This window comes from Nitrobacter sp. TKz-YC01 (assembly GCF_047824785.1).
In the GTDB taxonomy this organism is placed as follows: domain Bacteria; phylum Pseudomonadota; class Alphaproteobacteria; order Rhizobiales; family Xanthobacteraceae; genus Nitrobacter.
Map to the genome: position 1 here is coordinate 642,890 of NZ_CP181167.1, position 19,231 is coordinate 662,120.

The 19,231-nt window shown below is 61.4% G+C and carries 23 protein-coding genes and 1 pseudogene; 21 read left to right on the forward strand and 3 right to left on the reverse strand.

Annotation, left to right across the window (positions count from 1 at the left end; translation table 11 throughout):
• The first annotated feature begins 324 nt into the window (after window positions 1–324).
• The 14 genes and pseudogenes from ACMYR2_RS02970 to ACMYR2_RS03035 all read left to right on the forward strand — a co-directional run bounded on the left by ACMYR2_RS02970 (window position 325) and on the right by ACMYR2_RS03035 (window position 11,015).
• On the forward strand, window positions 325–1,575 hold the full coding sequence (locus ACMYR2_RS02970) for a hypothetical protein (RefSeq protein WP_292963587.1): 1,251 nt from the start codon (window positions 325–327) through the stop codon (window positions 1,573–1,575).
• The gene (locus tag ACMYR2_RS02975) at window positions 1,535–2,503 is read left to right on the forward strand and encodes a winged helix-turn-helix domain-containing protein (RefSeq protein ID WP_416193651.1); all 969 of its coding nucleotides are present in this window, start codon (window positions 1,535–1,537) and stop codon (window positions 2,501–2,503) included. Before ACMYR2_RS02970 ends, ACMYR2_RS02975 begins: the two co-directional genes overlap by 41 nt.
• A 103-nt stretch (window positions 2,504–2,606) precedes the next feature.
• On the forward strand, window positions 2,607–3,182 hold the full coding sequence (locus tag ACMYR2_RS02980) for a sigma factor (protein WP_416193652.1): 576 nt from the start codon (window positions 2,607–2,609) through the stop codon (window positions 3,180–3,182).
• Window positions 3,183–3,215: 33 nt separating this feature from the next.
• Window positions 3,216–3,605 carry a hypothetical protein gene (locus ACMYR2_RS02985; protein ID WP_416193653.1) on the forward strand — a complete coding sequence of 130 codons (390 nt, stop codon included), beginning with the start codon at window positions 3,216–3,218 and terminating at the stop codon, window positions 3,603–3,605.
• A gap of 12 nt (window positions 3,606–3,617) precedes the next feature.
• Window positions 3,618–3,911, forward strand: a complete 294-nt coding sequence (locus ACMYR2_RS02990) for a hypothetical protein (RefSeq protein ID WP_416193654.1) — start codon at window positions 3,618–3,620, stop codon at window positions 3,909–3,911.
• 2 nt (window positions 3,912–3,913) lie between these two features.
• Window positions 3,914–4,114: a hypothetical protein gene (locus ACMYR2_RS02995; protein ID WP_416193655.1), complete on the forward strand. Its 201-nt coding sequence runs from the start codon at window positions 3,914–3,916 to the stop codon at window positions 4,112–4,114.
• An 82-nt stretch (window positions 4,115–4,196) separates the two neighbouring features.
• Window positions 4,197–6,703, forward strand: a pseudogene (locus ACMYR2_RS03000) (DUF3987 domain-containing protein).
• A gap of 224 nt (window positions 6,704–6,927) precedes the next feature.
• Entirely contained in the window at window positions 6,928–7,392 is a 465-nt protein-coding gene (locus ACMYR2_RS03005; RefSeq protein ID WP_416193656.1) for a hypothetical protein, read from the forward strand.
• Complete coding sequence (locus tag ACMYR2_RS03010) at window positions 7,389–7,934, forward strand: DUF6362 family protein (RefSeq protein ID WP_416193657.1); 546 nt, start codon at window positions 7,389–7,391, stop codon at window positions 7,932–7,934. The genes ACMYR2_RS03005 and ACMYR2_RS03010 overlap by 4 nt, the downstream gene beginning before the upstream one ends.
• 10 nt (window positions 7,935–7,944) lie before the next feature.
• Window positions 7,945–8,154, forward strand: coding sequence for a DUF2945 domain-containing protein (locus ACMYR2_RS03015; protein WP_416193658.1), 210 nt, complete (start codon window positions 7,945–7,947; stop codon window positions 8,152–8,154).
• Window positions 8,155–8,213: 59 nt separating this feature from the next.
• Window positions 8,214–8,696 carry a DUF488 family protein gene (locus ACMYR2_RS03020; RefSeq protein WP_416194051.1) on the forward strand — a complete coding sequence of 161 codons (483 nt, stop codon included), beginning with the start codon at window positions 8,214–8,216 and terminating at the stop codon, window positions 8,694–8,696.
• 214 nt (window positions 8,697–8,910) lie between these two features.
• Window positions 8,911–9,255, forward strand: a complete 345-nt coding sequence (locus ACMYR2_RS03025) for an HNH endonuclease (RefSeq protein ID WP_416193659.1) — start codon at window positions 8,911–8,913, stop codon at window positions 9,253–9,255.
• A 132-nt stretch (window positions 9,256–9,387) separates the two neighbouring features.
• Complete coding sequence (locus tag ACMYR2_RS03030) at window positions 9,388–10,761, forward strand: site-specific DNA-methyltransferase (protein ID WP_416193660.1); 1,374 nt, start codon at window positions 9,388–9,390, stop codon at window positions 10,759–10,761.
• The gene (locus ACMYR2_RS03035; protein ID WP_416193661.1) at window positions 10,758–11,015 is read left to right on the forward strand and encodes a hypothetical protein; all 258 of its coding nucleotides are present in this window, start codon (window positions 10,758–10,760) and stop codon (window positions 11,013–11,015) included. Before ACMYR2_RS03030 ends, ACMYR2_RS03035 begins: the two co-directional genes overlap by 4 nt.
• Before the next feature lie 19 nt (window positions 11,016–11,034).
• Here the strand turns inward: ACMYR2_RS03035 and ACMYR2_RS03040 are convergent, their stop codons facing one another.
• Together ACMYR2_RS03040 and ACMYR2_RS03045 are read right to left on the reverse strand one after the other, a co-directional pair.
• Window positions 11,035–11,664, reverse strand: coding sequence for a DUF3489 domain-containing protein (locus ACMYR2_RS03040; RefSeq protein ID WP_416193662.1), 630 nt, complete (start codon window positions 11,662–11,664; stop codon window positions 11,035–11,037).
• A 92-nt stretch (window positions 11,665–11,756) separates the two neighbouring features.
• On the reverse strand, window positions 11,757–11,975 hold the full coding sequence (locus ACMYR2_RS03045; RefSeq protein WP_416193663.1) for a hypothetical protein: 219 nt from the start codon (window positions 11,973–11,975) through the stop codon (window positions 11,757–11,759).
• A gap of 128 nt (window positions 11,976–12,103) precedes the next feature.
• On the opposite strand from ACMYR2_RS03045, the gene ACMYR2_RS03050 reads away from it, so the two are divergent.
• Both ACMYR2_RS03050 and ACMYR2_RS03055 read left to right on the forward strand, forming a co-directional pair.
• Window positions 12,104–12,574, forward strand: a complete 471-nt coding sequence (locus ACMYR2_RS03050) for a phage terminase small subunit P27 family (RefSeq protein ID WP_416193664.1) — start codon at window positions 12,104–12,106, stop codon at window positions 12,572–12,574.
• Window positions 12,575–12,662: 88 nt separating this feature from the next.
• Window positions 12,663–14,330: a terminase large subunit gene (locus ACMYR2_RS03055; RefSeq protein ID WP_416193665.1), complete on the forward strand. Its 1,668-nt coding sequence runs from the start codon at window positions 12,663–12,665 to the stop codon at window positions 14,328–14,330.
• Window positions 14,331–14,341: 11 nt separating this feature from the next.
• On the opposite strand, the gene ACMYR2_RS03060 is transcribed toward ACMYR2_RS03055, so the two are convergent.
• Window positions 14,342–14,782, reverse strand: a complete 441-nt coding sequence (locus tag ACMYR2_RS03060; RefSeq protein WP_416193666.1) for a universal stress protein — start codon at window positions 14,780–14,782, stop codon at window positions 14,342–14,344.
• Window positions 14,783–15,091: 309 nt separating this feature from the next.
• Here ACMYR2_RS03060 and ACMYR2_RS03065 point away from each other — a divergent pair, with 309 nt between their 5' ends.
• The 5 genes from ACMYR2_RS03065 to ACMYR2_RS03085 all read left to right on the forward strand — a co-directional run bounded on the left by ACMYR2_RS03065 (window position 15,092) and on the right by ACMYR2_RS03085 (window position 19,166).
• Window positions 15,092–16,396 carry a phage portal protein gene (locus ACMYR2_RS03065; protein WP_416193667.1) on the forward strand — a complete coding sequence of 435 codons (1,305 nt, stop codon included), beginning with the start codon at window positions 15,092–15,094 and terminating at the stop codon, window positions 16,394–16,396.
• Window positions 16,397–16,408: 12 nt separating this feature from the next.
• Window positions 16,409–16,561, forward strand: coding sequence for a hypothetical protein (locus tag ACMYR2_RS03070; RefSeq protein ID WP_416193668.1), 153 nt, complete (start codon window positions 16,409–16,411; stop codon window positions 16,559–16,561).
• Window positions 16,561–17,427, forward strand: coding sequence for a head maturation protease, ClpP-related (locus ACMYR2_RS03075; RefSeq protein WP_416193669.1), 867 nt, complete (start codon window positions 16,561–16,563; stop codon window positions 17,425–17,427). The genes ACMYR2_RS03070 and ACMYR2_RS03075 overlap by 1 nt, the downstream gene beginning before the upstream one ends.
• Window positions 17,428–17,437: 10 nt before the next feature.
• The gene (locus ACMYR2_RS03080; RefSeq protein WP_416193670.1) at window positions 17,438–18,712 is read left to right on the forward strand and encodes a phage major capsid protein; all 1,275 of its coding nucleotides are present in this window, start codon (window positions 17,438–17,440) and stop codon (window positions 18,710–18,712) included.
• 67 nt (window positions 18,713–18,779) lie between these two features.
• Window positions 18,780–19,166, forward strand: coding sequence for a hypothetical protein (locus ACMYR2_RS03085; protein ID WP_416193671.1), 387 nt, complete (start codon window positions 18,780–18,782; stop codon window positions 19,164–19,166).
• The last annotated feature ends 65 nt before the right edge of the window (window positions 19,167–19,231 follow it).

Consider the following 19,231-nt stretch of genomic DNA (forward strand, 5'->3'; position numbering starts at 1 on the left):
CGGTGAGTTGGAGTTGCATGACGGCATTGGTCGGGCGGATAGTGTAGGAAATTTTCTCCAGTGACGTCAGATACTTCGCCCCGCTCCCGCTCCCGCATCCGCAACCTAACCAGCCCGAGCGCGAGAAGGGCGCACAACTCAGTGCGGCGCTCAGCAGCGGTCATTCGGTCGGGAGGCAGCGGATTGGGGCGTTTCATGGGGATCCACCATCAATGGTTATCCCCAGTCAAATACTCACGCGTTCTGGAAACCGTCTCCCCGATTCGACTCCCGGTTGCATTTATAATAGAGAACATAGGATGAACACAGGCCGGGCGGGTCACCGTGAGCAAAAACCTCAAGAAGTTCGTCAATCCGAAATTCATCGCCACCATCGACATCAATCTGATCCGCAGGCTGATGGAGCGGCATGACGAGGATCTGCATGGCTTCGATCTGACCGTGTTCAATCAGGACGAAGCTTCCGCTAGAAAGGCAATGGCGGGGTTCTTTGCTGGTCCCGAGGCCGGCTATCCGGACGGGCTGATCGCCGATCTGCACCGCATCGCCGAGATTGGTGATGCTAATGGGCTGCAGATCATCCTCGAAAACGCCGCCCGTCACCAAGTCAGTCTGCTGCCGGTCGATGAGGCCGGCCAGCCCATAGAGGCAGCGCAAGACCCCAAGCATATCGCGCTCAAGGTGTTTCTCGATCATCCGGACATTTTTAACAGCTCGGTGGACATGCTGGCCTATCGCTCGCTTTCCTCGTTCAGTGAATTCGCCGGACGCGAAGAAGGAGTTGAGGCTGAGGTGAACGAAAAGACCCTGCAGGCCTTTCAGCAAAAGGCGGCGGCAATTTTCGAGGCGAATATGCTGGGACGCTTTTGTGAAGCGCAGTTCTATGACGATGACGGTGACATTAACATCGTCGTCACCCACGGCGCCCCGTTCAAGACCACCGAAACGCTGGCCGAAGGGCAGCAGCGCGCCGTCATCAGCTTTCGCGAGCTGGAACACGCAGTCGTCATCTACACGCCGTCATCCGGCATCCTGAAGATCGGCCGCATCGTCAAGGCGCAGCGCGAACAGATCGGCGAGATTTTCGCGACCGAGTTTCTCGGCAAGCCCGGCTTCTTCGGCGCGCCCGATGCGCAGAACCTTTACACGCTCGCACCTGTCGAGCGCGGCGGATTCAATTTCGCCCTCAATGCTGATTTCGATCCGGGGATCGTTCGCTTGCAGATCACGGAGGTGCAGGTCAACCGGATTGCTACCGACCAGGCGTCCGGCAAGACAATGGTCCTGCATTCCATAGTGGCGCGGGATGGGCGTGACAACGCGTTGGCTCGGCTCGGTGAAAACAGCACCGGGATCGTGCTGGGGTCGCCGGACTGGCAGGTCAACCACATCATCATCAAGGTCCATTTCAACACCGGAACCAAACGACCAGCGAAAGTGACGGTGAAGCTGAAGGCACCGGCAGCGCCGATGTTCAAGCGTCAGCGTTTTGAAGGCCGCATCATGACGCTGCTGCGTCGCAATGGATTTGTCCGTGACCGAAACCCTGACGCATTTGCTGCTGCGGCTGAGTGAGGCCGAACCGCCGGCTCTGCTATGGGGTCGAGCTGCCCGGCGCCATTTTGGAGCTGGGTTTGAACGTCTACTCGATGGCAGCATTCTGCTCGAACAGCGGCCGGCGACGGAATGGCCCGTTTGCGGCTCGTGCGAATGCGATCTCGACATGCGGCCGTTGACGGCGATCGCGGACAAGTTGGTCGCGGCCTGTCCGCTCGACCGCCGAAACGATGAGGTATTGGAAAAAGACGACCTTCGTCTGTTCCGGTTCGAACATTCCGCCTTTGCAGACGCCATTGCCAGGCGCTCCTCCCTTTCTAACCCTCCGTCAAAAATCACTGCTGGCCTATGGTCGCTCGGCATGCTGCAAAACAGCATTGAGGTCTTTCTGACTTTTTCGAGTGTGGTGGCGCGCCAATCGCAGATTGTTGACACCATATTGCGTGTCGCGCGGGGCCGCAGGCGACTGCTGATTGCGCCGACCCTCCCGGCATCAGAACGGGTCGGGTACAACCGGGCCGATATCCACCTCGCTGGGCTGTCAGAATGCCTGCGTCCTGATCCGTCGCACGTCATCCCGATTCTGGATATTGATGGCCTTGACCTTGCTCGACCCGAACCACGTCTTATCCTCCAAGCTGGGAAGCAGACCATCCTCCTGGATGGCGCGGAACTAAAACTGCCGCCGCGCTCCTTCCAACTGCTGCAGTATCTTGCCAGCCAAGCGATCGCAGGACGGGCTCTGTGCGAACGACGCGACATCGAAAAACATCTCTGGTCGACGACAGTATCTGACAAGACGGTCGCCGATGCGGTTCGCGATCTTCGCAACAAGATCAAGCCGATCCTGCCGAAGGGTGTGACGCCCGAGCGATTTATTGAGAACCGGCAACCTGCCGTCTACCTGATCGCGTTGCCGGCCGACGAGATCAGGATCGACGACTGAACCCGCTCACCTGCGAGCCCATAGCTTCCCATAACATGCCCACCCCTATGGGCAATGCGACCCGGCAATCTCGACGCATCCAAGTTGATGTGCCGAGGTTACGATGCGCCGCTCCATTTCCCCCGATGATCTTTCCATCCTGCGGCATGTGGCTGACCGCATTGCGCGCCGCATGCGCTATCGGCTCGGGCTGCCCGAGCAAGATCTTGATGATCTGCGCCAGGACCTGCTGCTCGATCTGATCGCTCGGTTTCCTGCTTTCGATCCCGAGCGCGGCCCGCTCGAAGCCTTCTCCCACATGGTTGCGACCCATCGTGCATCGCTGATCGGCCGCGCTGTGGGGCGTGAGCGCCAGATCTATGGCAACTCACCGCTGTCGTTGGATGCCCCGCTTACCGGTGACGACAACACCGTCGTTCGCGACCTGTTTTCGCAAGATCAGGGACTTGGCGCACTGTTCGGTCAATCCTTCGAGGTCGAGGACGAGATCGTCGCCAACGCCAGCCTGGATGCCGGCCTGTCGGGGCTTGCTGAGTCCGACCAGCACCTTTGTGTTGCCCTCGCCACATCCACGATCGATCAACTGGCTGCCTCCGGTCATGGCGCCCGCGCCAGCCTTTATCGCCGCCTCAAAAACATCCGCCTGAGCCTTCTCGCCTACGGCGTCGAGGCCGCGTGAGACGGATCTCCAACTCGGTGAGTAATGATCAATATGAACACGGTTTCTCATAATTTCACCGCCGCGCCGCTGCTGCTGACCGAGGCACAGTTCTGCGCCTGGATCGGCCAGTCGGCTCCGGGCGCCGTGATTGAATATCACCGCGGTTTCCTGGCGATCGACACGGTGCGCGCCAGCAGCGATCTCGTTGAGCCTGACTGGAAGGAACTCATTCGCCTCGGTCGCCGTGCCTGGTGGGCCGCCGAACAGAACCTCGTCCATCTCGTCCAGCGCCGGCTCGGCTCGGATCGCTTTGCCTATCTGGCGATCGCCCGTGCGCGCCCGAAAAAGCTGCAGGCAACGATGCTGACCCTTTTGGCCCAGAGCGCCGAAACCGATCCGCTCGCTAATCCCAACATTTCGTTTCGTCTCTCCAGACCCTGAAAGGAGCCTTCGATGTTCGCCCCCTCCAAACTGAGCACCCTGCGCAAATCCCATTATGGTCTTGGCGGCTTGCCCGCCTCGATCTGCGTGCTCGCTCCCCATCGGCTGGCAAGCTCGGTGCGCCCGATAGACAAGGCCACGCTCGATGATGTGGCCTTCGCCATCATCGAGGCCGAGCAGGCTTACAATGCTGCGGGCGACCGACTGTTTTCCCTGCGTAAGCTTTACGCCCTCGCGCGTGAAGCAGGTGGTGTCGGCACTGGCTGTGCCGTCGATGCCGCAGCCAAAGCCAGGTCGGAACGCTGATCATGGCTATTCTTGCCATCGACTCCGGTCTCAACAACGGCATCGCGCTGCTGAATATCGAGCGCCAGCTCCTGCTGGCGATCGCCAAGCCGCGTGCAGCGATACCAGCTTCCGGCAGCACAATCCGTCCGGGTGCGATCGGCTCGAAGGAGAGGACGCCGCCGAAATCCGCACCCTGCGCCCCGGTGCCGGACTTCGGATGAGCGCCGAGGGACCGGGAGGCGGCCGCCTTCCGATCCCCGTCCATCACCACGAAACAATGAGCTTGGAGATGGGGCGCGCGTAATGACCGTAGAATTGCCAAATGATTTTGCAAGCGCCTACCAATGGGCCGATGGCTATCGCGCGCTCGGGTTGGCGGTGATCCCCGCTGCCGGCCGCGAGAAAATCCCGCTCGGCCAGTGGAAGGAGTTCCAGACCGGGATCCCGCAGACGGTTCATGATCGCTGGTATGGCGACGGCGGTGAACACCGCGCCAACTACCGCATGGGATTCTTGTCCGGCGCTGCCTCGCTCGGCAATGGTTGGAAGCTGCTGGTCATCGATCTCGACGAGAAAGGCAGCGTCTCCGGCTCCGCCACCTGGGACAGCTGGATTGCCGAGCACGAACTCGGCTGTGATCCGGAGACCTGGCGGGCCAGAACAGGCGGCGGTGGTCAGCACATCTACTTCCGCTATCCCGATCATCATTCCGTCAGGAATACGCAGCAGACGATCGCCGGCATCGATGTGCGCGCCGAGGGTGGGTTTGTCATTGCACCGCCGTCGCGGCACAGGAACGGCAACTCGTACACATGGCTGTTCTCGCCCTTCGAGATCGAGTTAGCCGAAGCGCCGCAATGGCTGCTGAAAAAAGTCGGAGCCTCGCAGGCCTTGCCTCTGGCGCCGACGTTGGCCTCTTCACCGGTGCTGTCGTCTTCTTCATCCCCATCGCGCACGCCGACGATGGTCAGTCATTCATCACCGCCACCACGGGCTACCGACGCCTGGGGCCGTATCATCGATGGTCGCGACGCTTATATGCGCGATGTTGTGTGGGCGGCGATCGTCGACTGGTGTCGCGAATGCCCGATCGCCCCGTCCGAGCGCGAGACAGAGCAGAAGCTGCTGGAGGTCTACGCCATCTATGAGCGCAAGGTGCGCTCGCAGGCAGCCGACAGAACGCTGGACGACGAAGGGCGCGGTCTCTCCGCCTTCCGTGACAAGTGGGTCTACGCCATGCGGCAGTGGGACACCAAGGTCGCGGCGGCGGCGAAAGAAAAGGTCGCAGACTCGATCGTCGTCGACGATACTGCGCCGACGGCACCGCCATCGCATTCGGACGATCCGGTCGACCTCTGGTCGAAACTGTCGCCACCTGTGCTGCCGACCGGCGTCCTGCCACGCCCCATCGAGGCATTCGCATTCGGTCAGGCTGAGCAGATGGGCGCCGATCCGGCTGGCCTTGCCATGGCAGCTCTTGCGGTGTGTGCCGCCGCCATCCCCGATCGCGTCCGGATCAAGGTGAAACGCCACGGCCACTGGTACGAGAACGCACGCCTATGGGTTGCGCTGATCGGCTCACCCAGTACCAAGAAGAGCCCGATCGTTGGACAAGCCATGCGCCCCATCGCCCGCCTCGATGGTGGTCTGGTCCGCAAGTATCTCGCTGACAAGGCGCGCTATGACGAGATTGCCAAGGACGAGCGCAAGAGGCGGAGCGCCCGCGCCAACGCCGCCTGCGTATCGAAGACACCACCATTGAGGCCGCGCAGGAGGTGCTGGGTGATAGCCCCGATGGGGTCCTGCTGATCCAGGACGAGCTCTCCGGCTGGTTCGGCGCGATGGACAAATACAACAGCGGCGGCAGAGGTGCTGCCAAGGACCGGGCTTTCTGGCTGCAATCCTTCAATGGTGGCCAATATGCCGTCAATCGTATCGGTCGCGGCGTCTCGCTGATCGAGAACCTGTCGGTCTCGATGCTCGGCGGCATCCAGCCTGAAGCCATCGCCGCCGTGGCGAAGGAGAGTGTCGACGACGGCCTGCTGCAGCGCCTGCTGCCGGTCGTCCTGCAGCGGGCCTCCGTCGGTAAGGATGCGCCGATCTCCAGCACCACCGAACGCTATGAGGCGCTGGTCGAGCAGCTGACCGCCATCAGCATCACCGGCACCGCCTCGTTCGGTAGCAGCCACGACGAGACAGAATGTCTGACGCTTTATTTCTCCGACGAGGCACTGCGTGTCCGCGAGGAATTGGAAGCCAAGCATCTTGCCCTGATGGATATCGAAGGGATGAACCGGAAACTCGCCTCCCACATCGGCAAGTATGACGGCATCTTCGCACGGTTCTGCGTCGTCTGGCACTCGATCCTCAACGTCAATCGCGGCGTCATTCCGCCAGAGGTATCGGGCGATACCGCCTCGCGGGTGGCGGCGTTCCTGCACGAGTTCGTCCTGAAGCATGCCGCGGCCTTCTACGGCAACATCCTCGGCATGTCGGACGAGCAGGATGAGCTCCAAAGCACCGCCAGCTACATTCTCACCGCCAAGCCGGACGTGATGACCGTCCGGGACTGCCAGCGTGGCTCCCGCGTGATGAGAGCGATGACCCGCCAGCAGATTCAGCGGGTGATGGAGCAGCTCGAAAGCCTGGGTTGGGTCGAGCAGATCGCCCCGCCGAAGAACTCCATCACGCTCAGATGGGGGATCAATCCGCGTGTCCATGAACTGTTTGCCAGCCGCGCTGTCGAGGAAGTGCGCCGCAAACAGGGACTGCGCGACACAGCAAACCAGGTCTTCGGGAGAAGCCAATGAACACTTGTCACCATTCGCGACGCTGGGCCAGGCAGCCAATTGTCACCATTCGCGACAGCCGAAATCGCCAGTTGTCACCGTTCGCGACGTGTTTTTGTCACCATTTGGCCTTGCGCGTAGAGACACAGACAAAAATTTCCGTCCTTCGGACATTGGCGCCAAGTTCATCTGTTTCGCGCGCGCGAGGCCAAATGGTGACAACTCGCTCAAGGGGAGAACTCACCATGGCCTATGACTTCGACACCGCCAAGCTGGCGGCGAGGTCCAAATCGGGCATCGGCGTCGACATGATGGCAGGGCTCCGCAAGCTCGATGCGGTGGCGCGCGACATGGAGCGCAAACGGGGATCGTGCCGGCTGCCGGCCCTGGTTCCCGACGATCTGGAAAAGCGGTTCTATTCGCAGCACATGAAAGTCTCGATGGCGCTGCGCGAGGGCGGCAACCAGGACGCGCTCCACGAGATCGAACGTATGGTCACCGCATGGCGTTTTCTCGATCGCGAGGCAGAACGGCTCGGGGCCCAGCCCATCGATCCAGCGATGTGGGCGGTGGCGCTCTTCGACAGAACCGTGGTTGCGATCGTTCGCTATGCCGACAGTCATGGCGATCAAACAGCAATAACCCGGCGTCAAGGTGGCACCAGTGACCACGATCGCGACGGATACGTACTGGTGGGAGAGCGCCGATGAACGACCGACTTGAGCATGTCGACAGCAATCAGACGTATACGATGACCGGTCCGGCCTGGACGCTAAAGCTGGTCGAGGAGCGTCTTGCCGAGGCGGCTGCGGTGCTGCAGCGATTGCCCGAACCACGACGGCAGGGGTACTTCAACACTTGGCCTGACTATTTGCACGAGTTTGCGGATCTGGTCAGCCAGGAGCCGAAGCCGATGCGACTGTTGCCGTCACCGGCTGCGATCAGCCGCATGGAAGAAACGCTCACCTGGACCATCGGTCTCGACTCGACCGACGGCAGGATCGTCTGGATGCGCGCCCACAACGCGCCGTGGAAAGTGATCTGCTGGAAAGTTGGTTTGCAACGCTCTGCCGCCAATGAGCGCTGGCTCTACGCGCTCTGCATCATCGCCATGAGGCTCAATCGGCAGCCGGTGCCTAAGAACCACTCGCGGCGCTATGTCATCGGACGGATGCGGGATGTTTTTGCGGCGGACAAGTGGGGCTGTCATCCCGGAACAGATACCATCGCTACGGCATTACTTTCGAAATAAGGAGATCGATGTGTCGAAGTTTTCTATTGGTGATCACGTGAGCTGGAATTCTGAGGCTGGTCGGGTGAGCGGCAAGATTGTCACAGTTCATCATGCGGATTTTGACTACAAGGGGCACCGGCACCGCGCCTCGAAGGATGACCCGCAATATGAAATCAAAAGCGACAAGACTGATCATATCGCCGCTCACAAGGAAGCTGCGCTGACAAAGATAAATTGATGGCAGCACAGTTCACCACCATTGGTCATTCCAACCGCAGTCTCGACGAATTTTTAGACATGCTGCGCGAGGCGCGTGTCGATCTGCTGATCGATGTCCGAACATTCCCACGGTCGCGGAGCAATCCCGTCTTCAACATCGATCGGCTGCCGGCTGACCTTGAACAAGTTCAGATCGGATATCGGCATTGTCCCGCGCTGGGCGGTCGACGGTCGAAACAGTCCGGCGTTGATGAACAGCTCAATGCGATGTGGCGGGTTCAGAGCTTCCACAACTACGCCGACTATGCCTTGGGCGATCAGTTTGGCGCGGCGTTCGATGAGCTCGTTCGTCTTGGTCAGAACCAGCGACTTGCCTTGATGTGCGCGGAAGCGGTTTGGTGGCGGTGTCATCGCAGAATCATCACTGACTACCTGCTTTTGAACGGTCACGCCGTCGATCATCTGATGGCGCCCGGGCATATCGATCACGCCACGCCAACGCCGCGCGCACAAAGAGCCGATCATGGAAAAGTGCTCTATCCCGCCGACGGATCCGACTGACGGCGCGGCTTCGCATGAACGCCATCATGGCTGGTAGCACTTCGTAGCCACACGAAGAATGTCCGCCGGACAGTTTTCGAACGGACAGAACCGGTTTGTTTGAGGTAGATTCTGAATATGCTCGGGAGACTATCGCCTGCGACGGAGATGATCCATCGCAGGCGTTGTCGTTTCCGGCACCGTCAACATCACCTGCACCGTTGAGACCAGCACCATGCCCGTTCGCCCACCGCTCCATCGCCCGGTCGGACGGCGCGAGAAGCGTGAGCGCGACCATGACTATGATCGCACCCGCGATCCGGTGTCGCGCGCGCTCTACCACTCCAAGCGCTGGCGAACCGAACGCGAGGCCTTCCTCCACGAGCATCCGCTGTGCATGGAATGCCAGCACCATGACGTGATCCGCCCGGCCAGCGTCGTGGACCACATCGATCCACATCGTGGTGACGAGACGGTGTTCTGGGATCGCAATCGCTGGCAGGCGCTGTGCGCATCGTGCCACGGCAGGAAGACGGCGGTGCAGGACGGCGGCTTCGGCAATGCGCGGCGCTGCTCATAGGCCCCCGGGGAGGTCAAATCTCTAGAGCCTCAACGCGCAGGTCCGCGCGCCACCAAACGCGCATCCGTGGCCAAAATGGCGACGGGGGGTGCGCAATCAGAATGTTGATTTTGTTGGACACGAAAAATGGAAATGGCTGTTCCTGCCACCATCGAGGCCGCCCACGGCGACCGCCGACTTGCCGTCGAATACCGGCCGCTCGATGAGCTGGTGCCCTATGCCCGCAACGCCCGCACGCATTCGGATGCGCAGGTTGCTGAGATCGCCGGCTCGATCCGCGCGTTCGGTTTCACCAATCCGGTGCTGATTGCCGAGGACGGCACGTTGATCGCCGGCCACGGCAGGGTGCTGGCAGCGCGCAAGCTCGGCATGGAAACCGTGCCGACCATCGTGCTGTCGGGTCTTTCGGCAACCCAGCGCCGAGCGCTGGTGCTGGCCGACAACCGCATCGCCATGAATGCCGGCTGGGACGAGGAATTGCTCGGGCTCGAACTGTCCGACCTGCAGGAGGCCGGCTTTGATCTCGGATTCACGGGCTTCGGTGACGACGAGCTGCAGAACCTGCTTTACGGCAACCGCGACGAACAGGACGGCCTGACTGAAGACGACGCCATTCCGGAGGTGCCGGTAACGCCGGTCTCGCGGCGCGGCGATCTGTGGCTGCTGGGTGATCACCGGCTGCTGTGCGGCGACTCCACCGACGGTGCCGACGTCACTCGCCTGATGGCGGGTGAGCGGGCGGCATTGTTCGCGACCGATCCGCCCTATCTCGTTGATTATGACGGAACCAACCATCCGACGAAGAAGACCGCCTCGGCGCGGGCGAAGAAAATCGCCAACAAGGACTGGGGCGACGATTATATCGAGCAGCCGCACTGGGATGATTCCAGCCAGGGTCCGCAATTCTACGAGGCCTTCTGCAAGGTGGCGATCGAGCATGCCATTGCCGAGGACGTCGCCTGGTACTGCTGGCACGCCTCGCGCCGCCAGCGCATGCTGGAAACGGTCTGGGATCAGTTCGATGTGCTGCATCACCAGCAGATCATCTGGGCCAAGTCGCGCCCGGTGCTGACGCGCTCGGTGATGCTGTGGGCGCATGAGCCCTGCCTGTTCGGCTGGCGCCGGGGCAGGAAGCCCCGCATCAACCGCGAGGGCTTTGACAGCTGGCCGACCACGGTGTGGAACATTCCGTCCTCGGAAATCGAAACCCGCGAGCATCCGACTTCGAAGCCGGTGCGCGTGTTCACGCTGCCGATGCAACTGCACACCCGTCCGGGCGACATCTGCTACGAGCCGTTCTCGGGCTCCGGCTCGCAGCTGATTGCCGGTGAGAAGACCGGCCGCAAGGTTTACGGTCTCGAATTGTCGGAGGCCTTCTGTGACGTGGTCATCCGGCGCTGGCAGGCCTTCACCGGCAAGGCGGCAACGCGGGATGGCGACGGCCGCAGCTTCGACGAGATCGCCGCCGAGCGCGTGCCCGATACCGGGGATGCCGCAGCGGCATGAAACAGTCGCGCACCATGTCGCTGGTGGAATCGCTCACCAATGTTGCCGTCGGCTATGGGATTGCGGTGATCGCGCAGATCCTGGTGTTTCCGCTGTTCGGATTGTCGACCACGCTGGCCAACAACATGGCCATGGGTGCCATCTTCACCGTGGTGTCGATCGCGCGCAGCTTTACATTGCGGCGGGTGTCCGAGGCCATCCGGATGCGGAGCGCCAACGAGGCAACCGCCGCCCCATCGGGGCGACGGCCGTGACAGAATGAGAGCTGCGACGTCAGGCTGCGGGCAACCGGTAGACCCGCCCGCGCCCTTCGACCTTCTCGCTGGTGACGATGAGCTCGAGCTTCTTTTTGAGCGCACCCGCCATGGCACCACGCACGGTGTGCGGTTGCCAGCCGGTGGCGGCGGCGATCTCGGCAATGGTTGCACCATCCTTTGCGCGCAGCATCGCGATCAGTGTCGCCTGCTTGGTTCCTTCGCGTGGCGTACGTTGTGCACGCAATGTTGCGCCAGCGGGCGCGGTGGGCGCGGTATCACTCGAAGTGGCGTCGTTGTCTGCACCGCCCGCCGAAGCGCCCGTGTCGGCGCCTGTGGCTGAGCGCTGCGCATCCGGTTCGGGTGCCTCGTCAGGTGCAATGCCAATAGCGGCGAGACCCGCATCGGTGATGATCAGCGTGGTGCCATGGCCATCGCCGGTCTCGCGCCAAACCCGGTCGCTGAGTTGCGGCTGCAAGGCGATGCGGCGCGCTTCGACCTCTTCGATGAGGCCTTTTGCAATCATGGTGTCGACCACCTTGGTAGCGGCTCCGCCCTTCAGCCTGGCTGGCAATGGCAGGACGATCCGATCGTCGCGCTGGGCGGCGGCGCTGAGAATGATTGCTTGCGTGTCGGAAAGCTTGGTCATGGGTGGTCTCCCGTATCGGGGTGCGCAGGATGCGAACCCTTCTACGAGGCCGAGCCCGCCAGTCGGCGGGCGGGACCCGGAAAAGGGATGGGCTATTCGACGTGCTCGCCTTCGCTGAAGGCGCTGTCGCTGATCTCGCGCAGCTTCGCGCGGGTGCGTTCGAGCGTTCCGACATGGCCCCAATGGATCTCGTCGGGGTTGGTATTGAAGTGGTCGTCGCTCAGCGCCGTGAGGCGCTCGAGGATCGCGTCGATCTCGAATTTGGCTGCGAGGAATGCATCGATGGCTTTGGCATTGCTGACGTTCGTCATGGCGTGGTCCTTCCTGTTCGCCCTGACACTCATGCTCTGAACGGGGAGGACATCAACGCCCAAGTGGATCATTTGATTGCTTGTTTGACGTCGGCGCGGAAATCGCGCTGACTGCAGGAGAAACCGATATGGCCGGCCGCAAGCCGCTGCCGACCCATCTGAAACTGGTCAAGGGCACGGCCCGTCCGCACCGCCTGAACAAGGCCGAGCCGAAGCCGGTGGTAGCAACGCCAGAACCGCCCGACCACCTTGATGATGAAGCTCGCGCGAAGTTCACCGCGATGGCGGAACTGCTTGCCCGACATGGCGTGATGACCGAGCTCGATACCGGCGCGCTCGCCCGCTACGTCATTATCTGGCGGCGCTGGCTGGAGGCGGAAGCTGAAGTGAAACGCCGTGGGCCGGTGGTGAAGACGTCGAACGACAACATCATCCAGAACCCGTTCCTGGCGGTGGCCAACAAGTGCCTGGCGCAAATGGCGCAGATCGAGGCCGAGTTCGGGCTGACGCCGTCGAGCCGCTCGCGCATCCGCATGGCGGAGCCGGCTGAGACCAGTGATCCATTCGAGGAATTTTTGACCCGTGGTAGAAAAGCGTAAATCCGGCTCGGCCAGGAAAGCGTCGTCCTGTCCGGTCACGGCCTACGCACGCGCTGTCGTCAGCGGCCGGATCGTCGCTGGCCGGCTGGTGCGTCTGGCCTGCGAGCGGCACCTCGCGGACCTGAAGTTGGGGGCAAAACGCGGCCTGGTCTGGGATGGCGCTGCGGCACGTCATGCGATCGACTTCTTCGGCCATCTGCGCCACTCGACCGGCGAATGGGCGGGTGAGCCCTTCGTGCTTCAGGGCTGGCAGCAGTTTGTCGTCGGCTCGCTCTATGGCTGGAAGCGCAAGGATGGATTGCGCCGCTTCCGCACAACCTATGTCGAGGTGGCGCGCAAGAACGGCAAGTCGGTCCTTCTGGCAGGCACCGCGCTCTATGCCTTGATCGCCGATGGCGAGCCCGGTGCGCATGTCTATTCGGCGGCAACAACGCGCGATCAGGCCCGCATCGTCTTTGGCGAGGCCGAGCGCATGGTGGCTGCAAGTTCGGCCCTGCAGGCGCGCATCACAAGGACGGTGAACAATCTGGCCGTGCTGCCGACCTCGTCCTGGTTCCGGCCGCTGTCGGCCGATGCCAGCAAGATGGACGGGCTGAACATCCATTTTGCCGCCGTCGACGAGGTGCATGAACATCCAGGCCCGGAAATCATCCAGAAGCTGAACACGGCAACGGGAGCCCGACGTCAGCCGCTGATCTTCGAGATTACCACGGCGGGCTATGACCGCCATTCCGTCTGTCGCCAGCATCACGAGTTCTCGGTCAAGGCGCTGGAGGGCACGGTACCGACGGAATCGTCCGACAGCTGGTTCAGCTATATTGCCACTATCGACGAGGGCGACGACTGGACCGATCCCGAAGTGTGGGTGAAGGCCAATCCGAGCCTCGGGGTCACGGTGAAAGTCGATGATCTGAAACGTCAGATCGATGAAGCGAAAGAGATGCCGGCGCAGCAGAATGCGATCCGCCGCCTCAGATTGAACGAATGGACAGAGCAGATCACGCGCTGGCTCGACATGAGCGTATGGGAAGAAAACGGCCTGCCAGCTGTCACCGACTGGCGCATCGTCAAACACGAGATGAAGGAACTGGAACAGAAGCTTCTTGGCCGTGAATGCTATGGCGGGCTGGACCTTGCCCGGGTCAATGATCTGTCGGCCTTCGCGTTGTTGTTCCCGCCGACGCTCGATGACGATCTCGGTGATCTTGCAGACAAGTGGATCGTCATCTGCCGCTTCTTCATCCCGGAGGACGATATTGTGCGCCGAGTGCGCCGCGACCGCGTGCCCTACGATGTCTGGCGTGACCAGGAATTTTTGACGGCCACGCCCGGTAACGCCACCGACTTTGCCTTCGTCGAGAAAGAAATCATCGAGTTGGCTTCCCGTTACGATCTGCGCGAGCTGTCCTATGACCGCACCTTTGCCGGCGAGATTGTCCAGCATCTGCAGGACGAGGGGCTGACCCTCGTCCAGTTCGGCCAGGGCTTCCTGAGCATGGCGGCACCGACGGCGGAGCTGGAGCGGCTGTCGGTGTCACGATCGCTCTGGCATGGCGGCCACCCGGTGCTGCGCTGGAATGCCTCCAACGTTGCCGTGCGTCATGATCCGGCCGGCAATATCAAGCCGGACAAGGAACGCTCGAGCGAGCGCATCGACGGCGTTGTCGCGATCTGCAACGCGCTCGGCCGGGCACTGGCCCGTGACATCAATGCCGGTCGCTCGGTCTACGAGAGCCGCGGCATCCTGATGCTGTAAAGTCTGGTCTGTCAGCGAATCACAAGAACCGGGATATGCGCAGTAGCAAGAACCTCCGCAGTCTGGCTGCCCAGAAGGACTCTCTTGATCCCACGGTACCCATGGGAGGCCATGACGATCAGGTTGCAACCCTGCGTTTTCGCCGCATCAATGATAGCTGCAGCCGGCAAAGCGTTCGGAATATGGAGTGTTTCGACCGTCAGCGCCATTTTTTCTGCCGCCGCTTTCGCTGCTGACAGGATAGCTTCTGCATGCTCCTCATTGTCAGCCTCTAACTGATTCACATAGGCAGCAATCGATCGGCCAGCGTCTACGGCGGCGATTGGAAACGGCCCTGTCACCGTGACGATCGTAACCTTGCTGCCAAGTGCTTTCGCCAGCGACAGGCCATGGTCGACGCCGTTCTGTGCCAGTTCAGAGCCGTCAGTGGAAATGAGAATATGAGTGTACATGAGAACCCTTCACGCTCAGAAATCATGCGACGATCGTAGCCGTCACATCTCATCTCAACAAGAACCCGCCGTACCGATCGATGCTCCTGGTGCTGCGAGGACCGGCTAACGGACTAACAGCATCGGAATGTTTGTACATTTGTATTCACGGGAGAATTGTTCGAACACCGTGCATGACCACTGATGTCACAACCAAGCGGTCAAAACCCACCAGTCAAAGCGACGGCATCCTGATGCTGTGAGTCGAGCCGCATCATCACGATCCATGGCTGCGTAGTCGATCACCTCGCGGCTGACGAAAGCAACCTTATGGCATTCTGGTCGAATTGGTTCGGCGGTGCAAAACCGCCGACTGCATCTCCGCGCGCGTCGTTCCAGGATGCCGGTGGCGGCCTGGTCATCACGACGGCGCAGCAGTTGGAAGAGGCATTGCGGGCCGGCAATGTCACGGCATCGGGCACAACGGTTACACCCAACAGCGCCATGCGGGTGGCCGCCGTCTATGCCTGCGTGCGCATTATCTCGGGCGCGGTGGCGACGCTGCCCTTGCACATCAAGCGTCGCGTCGATGAGCGCACCCGCGAGGATGCCTCCGACAGGCCGATCTGGTCGGTGCTGCGACGCAAGCCGAACCGTTGGCAGATGCCCTCGCAGTTCCGCCGCATGCTGCAAGCGCATCTGCTGTTGCGCGGCAATGCCTATGCCATGATCGTGCGCTCGCGCGGTTTGGTGCAGGAACTGATCCCGCTCCATCCGGATCGGGTCGAGGTGAAGCAGACCGACGATCTGGCGCTGGAGTATCTTTATACGCGCCACGATGGCCGCGACATCAAGCTGGCGCAGAACGAAGTCTTCCACCTGGTCGGGCTGACACTCGACGGCGTCCATGGCGTATCGGCAATTTCCTATGCCCGCGAAACCATCGGCCTGTCGCTGGCGATGGAAGATCATGGCGCCACCACCTTCCGCAATGGTGCCCGTGTCAGCGGCGTGTTGAGACATCCGAACAAGCTCGGTCCGGAAGCGGTCGCCAATTTGAAAGCCGGCCTCGAAGAATTCCGCTCCGGTGGCGAGCAGGAAGGCAAAAACCTGATCCTCGAAGAGGGCATGGACTATGCCCGCATCGCCATGACGGCCGAGGATGCGCAGTGGTTAGAAGGTCGCAAGTTCAGTCGCACAGATATCGCCATGTTCTTCGGCGTGCCGCCACACATGATCGGCGACACTGAAAAATCGACCAGCTGGGGCACCGGCATCGAGCAGCAGTCGATCGGCTTCGTCGCCTACACGCTCGAAGACCACCTGACCATGTGGGAAGAGGCGATCAACCGCGACCTGATCGGCACGGACGATCAGCTCTACGCCCGTTTCAACCGGGCAGCGCTGGTCAAGGGCGACATCAAGGCCCGCTGGGAAGCCTACGTCAAAGGCCTGCAATGGGGCGTCTACAGCCCCAACGAAATCCGCGCACTCGAAGACCAGAACCCGCGTGACGGCGGCGACATCTTCTATCCACCGCCCAACACCGCCGGTGTGCCGGAGAATGAGGAGCGTGATCGCGACACGGCTGCTGGTGGCAGTGATGACGAACCGGACGAACACCGTAACAATTGAGGACAGAAACCAGTGAGCATTCTGAACACGTTGAAACTGGCATCGACGCTGATTGTGATGACGGTTGTCGGCTTGACGGCCATCAGCCCTGCCTTTGACTTCGGAATCTTCATCGGCGGCGTCACGCTCGGCGGATATCTATTCCTGCTGCTGGAGACCTACTGATGAGCCTGCGTAAATTGCCCGAGGCGCGGAACTTTGTGCGCCCGCAGAATTATCAATGGGATGCGCCCTCCGATGTGCTGGCGAAATGGGCCCAGACGCCGCTCGCAGCTGCGGCGGGTGCCTCCGATGGCGACACCGACACCACCATCTCAATGTTCGAGGTGATCGGCGAGGATGCTTGGTCGGGCGGTGGCGTAACCACGAACCGCATCTCGGCTGCCCTGCGTTCGATAGGCAATCGGAATATCACCGTCCGGATCAATTCGCCCGGTGGCGATATGTTCGAAGGTATCGCCATTTACAATCTATTGCGGGCTCATCCGGCCAAGGTGACAGTCGAGGTGCTGGGATGGGCGGCTTCGGCCGCCTCCATCATCGCCATGGCCGGCGATGACATCCGCATGGGGCCGGGCTCATTCTTGATGGTGCATAATGCCTGGGGCGTGGTGATCGGCAACCGCCATGACATGCGCGAGGCAGCAACTCTATTCGATCAGTTCGATGCCGCGATCGCCGGCATCTATCAGGCGCGCACCGGAATGAAGCGCGCAGGCATCGAGAAGTTGATGGACGCCGAGACCTTCATGGGTCCGTCCGAGGCCGTGAAGAACGGCTTTGCCGATGTCGTTGCGGATGACCTTTCCGCCGACGCCTGCGATGCGAAAAACATAGACCGGGGGCTGATGGCTCGCCGGCAGACCGAGGCCGCGCTCGCCGGCGCGGGCTTTTCCCGCACCATTCGCTCCGAGATGCTCTCGGAGCTGATCGGCTCGGCCGCGCGTGATGCAAGCCAGCCTTCTGCCCCGCGTGATGCAGGCATAGACGAGGCCGCCCTACAGCGGCTGATCGACATTCTCAGATTATAGGAGACCCATCATGGGTATCGAATTGAACACCCGCGTTCGCGGGATTATTGGCGTGCGAGCGGATTCCGGCAACGCCACCAAGATCCTCGCCGAACTGCAGAAGACCTTCGAGGATTTCAAGCTCGAACGGGACAAGGAACTCGCTGACATCAAGGCCGGCATGGCCGATGTGGTGCAGACCGAAAAGGTCGACCGCATCAATGCCGAGATCACCACCCTGCAAAAGGCGCTCGACGAAACCAATGCCGCACTCGCAGCAGTGAAGGTCGGCGGTGTTGGCGGAACAACTGATCCCGATAAGCGCGAACATGCCCAAGCATTCGATCGCTTCTTCCGGCGTGGTGTGGATGCCGGCCTGCGTGATCTTGAGGTCAAGGCCAAGCTGACCACGCAGTCCGATCCTGACGGCGGCTATTTGGTACCGGAAGAGACCGAAGCCGGAATCGACCGGGTGCTTGGCGCCGTGTCGACGATCCGTTCGCTCGCCCGAACCATCTCGATCTCGACCAATACCTACAAGAAGCTGGTCAATATGGGTGGGGCGACGTCGGGCTGGGTTGGCGAGGAAGACAGCCGCTCCGGCACGGCCACGCCGACCTTGCGCGAGATCGCCATCAATACCGGCGAAATCTACGCCATGCCGGGCGCCACGCAAACCTCGCTCGACGATGCCCGCATCGATCTGGCGGCTTGGCTGGCCGACGAGGTGTCCATCGAGTTTGCCGAGCAGGAAGGGGCTGCCTTTGCCAGTGGCGACGGCATCAACAAGCCGCGCGGCATCCTGGCCTACGACAAGGTGGCGAATGCGTCCTACGCATGGGGCAAGCTCGGCTTCGTCGCTTCCGGCAAGTCGGATGGGTTTGTTGCCGCGACCGCTTCGGCCAGCTCAGCTGACGCGCTGATCGACCTCTACTATGCGCTCAAGTCTGGCTATCGGAACGGCGCGTCATGGCTGATGTCGGATGCGACCATGAACACGGTGCGCAAGTTCAAGGATGCGGAAGGGGCCTATATTTGGGCGCCGCCTTCAGGTGCGGCAGAAGTCGCCACCATCCTTGGCAAGCCGGTCTACACTGACGACAACATGCCGGCGGTCGAGGCGGACAAGTTCCCGGTCGCCTTCGGCGATTTTAGCCGCTCCTACCTGATCGTCGACCGCGTCGGCATTCGTGTCCTGCGCGATCCGTTCACTTCCAAGCCGAACGTCCTGTTTTACACCACCAAACGCGTTGGCGGTGGCATCGTCAACTTCGAGGCCCTGAAACTGCTGAAGATCAGCACCTGATCCTCATGACGGGCGGCTGCGGCTGCCCGTCTCTTCACCATTCCCATTCATCGAAAGGACTTCTGTCATGAAGGACGGTATCTCCGGCCTCGGCCTCGCCGCATCGCTAGTTCCCGCCGTGGTCACCGCCACCACCAAGGGCAGCCATGCCGACCTGCAAGGCTTCAATTCCGCGACCCTGATCATCAATACCGGCGCGATTGCTGGCGATGGCCTCTTTGTCGTCGCGATGCAGGAAAGCGACACGACCACGGATGGCGATTTTGCCGATGTGGCAGTCGGCAATCTGCTTGGATCTCTGCCGGCAGCACTCGAGGCCAGCACGGTATACAAGCAGGGCTACAAGGGTTCGAAGCGCTATATCCGCGCGGTCATCACCAAGACCTCCGGCACGTCGATCGCCGCCGGTGCGATCTTTGCGCTCGGCCATCCCCACGACGCGCCGGTCGCCTGATCGGTCAGAGCGGCCAGATAGTCGGCAGCGCCGACATTCTGGCCGCCCCCGTTCATCAACCTGTT